6 protein-coding genes are annotated in these 4,506 nt (G+C 70.5%); all 6 read left to right on the top strand.

Annotated elements, in window-relative coordinates; all coding sequences use genetic code 11:
• The first annotated feature begins 254 nt into the window (after nucleotides 1-254).
• The 6 genes from C1J00_RS38660 (at nucleotide 255) to C1J00_RS38685 (ending at nucleotide 4,358) form a co-directional block, all read left to right on the top strand.
• Nucleotides 255-506 carry a hypothetical protein gene (locus tag C1J00_RS38660; protein WP_102913559.1) on the top strand — a complete coding sequence of 84 codons (252 nt, stop codon included), beginning with the start codon at nucleotides 255-257 and terminating at the stop codon, nucleotides 504-506.
• Entirely contained in the window at nucleotides 503-871 is a 369-nt protein-coding gene (locus tag C1J00_RS38665) for a helix-turn-helix domain-containing protein (RefSeq protein ID WP_102913560.1), read from the top strand. The genes C1J00_RS38660 and C1J00_RS38665 overlap by 4 nt, the downstream gene beginning before the upstream one ends.
• Before the next feature lie 134 nt (nucleotides 872-1,005).
• Entirely contained in the window at nucleotides 1,006-1,515 is a 510-nt protein-coding gene (gene uraD, locus C1J00_RS38670; RefSeq protein ID WP_102913561.1) for a 2-oxo-4-hydroxy-4-carboxy-5-ureidoimidazoline decarboxylase, read from the top strand.
• Nucleotides 1,516-1,522: 7 nt separating this feature from the next.
• Nucleotides 1,523-1,921 carry a hydroxyisourate hydrolase gene (uraH, locus tag C1J00_RS38675; RefSeq protein ID WP_102913562.1) on the top strand — a complete coding sequence of 133 codons (399 nt, stop codon included), beginning with the start codon at nucleotides 1,523-1,525 and terminating at the stop codon, nucleotides 1,919-1,921.
• Nucleotides 1,922-1,928: 7 nt separating this feature from the next.
• The gene (gene pucL / locus C1J00_RS38680) at nucleotides 1,929-2,861 is read left to right on the top strand and encodes a factor-independent urate hydroxylase (protein WP_102913563.1); all 933 of its coding nucleotides are present in this window, start codon (nucleotides 1,929-1,931) and stop codon (nucleotides 2,859-2,861) included.
• Nucleotides 2,862-2,978: 117 nt separating this feature from the next.
• Complete coding sequence (locus C1J00_RS38685; RefSeq protein ID WP_102913564.1) at nucleotides 2,979-4,358, top strand: 8-oxoguanine deaminase; 1,380 nt, start codon at nucleotides 2,979-2,981, stop codon at nucleotides 4,356-4,358.
• Nucleotides 4,359-4,506: the final 148 nt, after the last annotated feature.

Here is a 4,506-nt window from a genome sequence, read left to right on the forward strand (position 1 = left end):
CCGCCGCGATCGCCGTACCTCCGGCACCCCTGAGCACAGCTCTCCTGAATGTGCGCACCTCGCGTTCCCCTCCCTGCGTGGATTCGTCCTCTGCTCTACGCGGCGGGGCGGCACGTCCGTCGCACGGAACGGGGCCCTCTGAGCAGGCGAGGTCCGCAACCGTGTCCGTTAAGGTCTCCCCAAGCGGCCCGAGCGTCCCGGTCCCGATCGCGGACCTGGCGACACGCGGGTCGGAGCAGATGCATGGGGGCACAGTGCGACTGAAAGTGGAGTTCACGACCGAGCCCTTCGATCTCGACGAGGCGCCCGCGCACGCGGTGGTGGCCCGCCAGGTCGTGGAGGCCGCCGAGCTGGACGCCGTGGACGTGGGCCCGTTCGGCAACACCGCGGAGGGCGGTGCCGACGCGGTGCTCGCCGCCGTGGACGCCCTGCTCCGCAAGACCCTGGAGGCCGGTGCCACCCGGGTCACGCTCCAGGTCAACGTGGTCGAGGAGGGCGAGGCGTGAGCGGCGTGGGGGACGAGCCGTTCATCGCGGCCGTGAAACCCCTGGTCGACGCCATGGGCGGCGAGATGATCCCGCCCGACGAGGCCGGTCCCGACGATGTCGTCCTGGCCTGGGAGGGCCGGGACGCCGTCGCCGTCCGGCTGCCGCAGCTCGCCGACTCCCTCGACCACATCCTGGCCGCCATGGAGCGCCGCAAGGGTGTGCCGCTGGCCGATCTGGACCGCAGGGCCAAGCAGGAGGTCGTACGCATACTCGAGGCGCGCGGCGCCTTCTCCGTACGGCACGGGGTGGAGACCGTGGCGAGCGCCCTCGGCGTCAGCCGCTTCACCGTCTACAACTACCTGAACCGCGAAAAAGGGGCCTGACCCGGCCGGCCCCGCGGCGGTCCGGTTTCCCGCCACCGAATTTTCAACAAACTGTTGACGTGCTGTCGCGGGAGGGCGTTAGCTATCGGCACGCCCGTTCAGCACGAAGGCCGACACCGGCCACGGAGGCTCCCGTGACGTCCACATCCACGCCGCCGGGCCTGACCCGGTTCAACACCCTCGAGGAGCACGCGGCGTACACCGCACTCCGCGAGGCGTGCGCCTCCACGACGTGGGCGAAGCGCCTGCTCGCCGACCGCCCCTACGCCACCTGCGAGGACCTGTACGCCGCGAGCGACGCCGCCATGGCGGAGCTGACGGCCGAGGACCTCGACGAGGCGATGGCAGGCCATCCGCCCATCGGCCGGCCCAAGCCCGGCGACCCCGCCTCGGCCCGGGAGCAGAGCGGCATGGCCGGCGCCTCCGACGCGCTCAAGGCGGAGATGCTGGAACTGAACCTCGCCTACCAGGAGAGGTTCGGCCATGTCTTCCTGATCTGCGCCACCGGCCGGACCGGCGAGCAGATGCGCGACGCGCTGCGGGAACGGATCGGCAACCCGCCGGAGCGGGAGCGGGCAATCGTCCGCACCGAACTGGGGAAGATCAACCGCATCCGTCTGGCCCGTCTCGTCGAAGAGGACTGACAGCAGCATGAGCACCTCCGCCACCGCGTCCGTGTCCACGCACATCCTGGACACCAGTGTCGGCCGCCCCGCCGAGGGCGTCGCCGTCCACCTCTCCGCCCGCCCGGGCCGCGCGGCCGACTGGCAGGCGCTCGGCGGCTCGGCGACCGACGCGGACGGGCGGTGCAAGGACCTGCCGGCGCTGCCGGAGGGCACCACCCACGTACGGCTCGACTTCGCGGTGGAGCCGTACTTCGAAGAATCCGAGAAGAAGCAAGCCGATGCGCAGCAGGACGCCCCCGCGAATCGGGACAGCGGTGCGTTCTTTCCAGAGGTGGCGATCACCTTCGCCGTGAAGCCCGGTGAGCACTACCACGTACCGCTGCTGCTCAACCCGTTCGGCTACTCCGTTTACCGAGGGAGCTAGCAGACACATGCCCACGATCCTGGGACAGAACCAGTACGGCAAGGCCGAGAACCGAGTCGTCAAGATCACGCGGGACGGCGCCACCCACCACATCAAGGACCTCAACGTCTCCGTCGCCCTCTCCGGCGACATGGACGAGGTCCACTACTCCGGCTCGAACGCCAACGTGCTGCCGACCGACACCACCAAGAACACGGTGTACGCGTTCGCCAAGGAGCACGGCATCGAGTCCGCCGAGCAGTTCGGCATCCACCTCGCCCGGCACTTCGTCACCAGCCAGGAACCGATCCACCGGGCCCGGATCCGCATCGAGGAGTACTCCTGGGAGCGGATCGAGGCCTCCGACGCCACCTCGCGGCTCATCGGCGCAGACGAGCCCAAGCACTCCTTCGTCCGCAAGGGGCAGGAGGTCCGGCTGACCCAGATCACCTACGACGGCTCGTCGTGGGAGGTCGTCTCCGGTCTCAAGGACCTGGTCGTGATGAACTCGACCGACTCCGAGTTCTGGGGCTACGTCAAGGACAAGTACACGACGCTGAAGGAGGCCTACGACCGCATCCTGGCCACCGAGGTGTCCGGCCGCTGGCGGTTCAACTGGACCGACGACGAGCAGCGCATGCCGCACTGGGAGGAGTCCTACGAGCAGGTGCGGAAGCACATGCTCCAGGCCTTCGCCGACACCTACTCGCTCTCGCTCCAGCAGACCCTGTACCAGATGGGCTCGCGGATCATCGACAACCGCGGTGAGATCGACGAGGTCCGCTTCTCCCTCCCGAACAAGCACCACTTCCTGGTGGACCTGGAGCCGTTCGGGCTGAAGAACGACACCGCCGACGGAGCCGTGTACTACGCCGCCGACCGCCCCTACGGCCTGATCGAGGCGACGATCCTGCGGGACGGCTGCGAGGCGCGGATCCCCGAGGACCTCACCAACCTCTGACGTTCCCCCTTCGGCACCCGTGGCCGGGGAACCCGTCTCCCGGCCACGGCACTCAAAACTCCCAGGGTCCTGCCGTGCCCTCTCCAACGCAGCACACTTCGTGAAAAGGGACGAACCATGGCAGCAGAGCGGCGCATCGTCATCGAGAACTGCGCGATCGCGACCGTCGACGCGAACGACACGGAGTACGCCTCCGGGCACGTCGTGCTCGCCGGCAACCGCATCGAGTCACTCGGCGCGGGCGCGGCCCCCGAGGGCCTGGAGAACGTCGCACGCCGTATCGACGCCTCCGGCCACCTCGTGACCCCCGGCCTGATCAACACCCACCACCACTTCTACCAGTGGATCACCCGGGGCCTGGCCACGGACCACAACCTGTTCAACTGGCTCGTCGCGCTGTACCCCACGTGGGCGCGCATCGACGAGCCGATGGTCCGCGCCGCCGCCCAGGGCTCGCTGGCGATGATGGCCCGCGGCGGCGTCACCACCGCCATGGACCACCACTACGTCTTCCCGCAGGGCTCCGGCGACCTCTCCGGCGCGATCATCGGCGCCGCCCGCGACATGGGCGTCCGCTTCACCCTCGCCCGCGGCTCCATGGACCGCAGCGAGAAGGACGGCGGCCTGCCCCCGGACTTCGCCGTCGAGACCCTCGAGGGTGCGCTGGCCGCCACCGAGGAGACCGTACGGCAGCACCACGACTCCTCCTTCGACGCCATGACCCAGGTCGCCGTCGCGCCCTGCTCACCCTTCTCCGTCTCCACCGAACTGATGCGGGACGGCGCCCAGTTGGCCCGCCGGCTCGGGGTCCGGCTGCACACCCACGGTTCGGAGACCGTGGAGGAGGAGAAGTTCTGCCACGAACTGTTCGGCATGGGCCCCACCGACTACTTCGAGTCCACCGGCTGGCTCGGCGAGGACGTGTGGATGGCGCACTGCGTCCACATGAACGACTCCGACATCGCCGCCTTCGCCCGGTCCGGGACCGGCGTCGCGCACTGCCCGTCCTCCAACGCCCGCCTCGCCGCCGGTATCGCCCGCGTCCCCGACATGCTCGCGGCCGGCGTCCCCGTCGGCCTCGGCGTCGACGGCACCGCCTCCAACGAGTCCGGCGAACTCCACACCGAGCTGCGCAACGCCCTCCTCATCAACCGCCTCGGCGCTCACCGGGAAGCCGCCCTGAACGCCCGTCAGGCCCTGCGCCTGGGCACCTACGGCGGCGCCCAGGTCCTGGGCAGGGCCGCGGAGACCGGCTCCCTGGAGCCCGGCAAGCTCGCCGACCTCGTGCTGTGGAAGCTGGACACGCTCGCCCACGCCTCCATCGCCGACCCGGTGACCGCCCTGGTCTTCGGCGCGGCCGCCCCGGTCACCGCGTCCTTCGTGGACGGCCGGCAGATCGTCGAGGACGGACGGCTGCTCACGGCCGACGAGGACGCCATCGCCCGCGCCACCCGCGACGAGGCCCAGCGGCTGGCGGGGATCGCCGCCCAGGCCTGACCACCCCGGTGACTCCGGCAGGGAGGGACGGCTCCCGCCGGCGGCCGTGGACCCGAGCGGGGTCCGCGGCGGTCGTCTCCGGGGCGCATGTGAACGCGTGCGCCCCGGGGGCCCCCGTCCGCCGCATGTCCGGTCCCTCCCCCAAGCT

Origin of the sequence: Streptomyces cahuitamycinicus (genome assembly GCF_002891435.1) — a bacterium.
GTDB classification, from domain to species: Bacteria; Actinomycetota; Actinomycetes; order Streptomycetales; family Streptomycetaceae; genus Streptomyces; species Streptomyces cahuitamycinicus.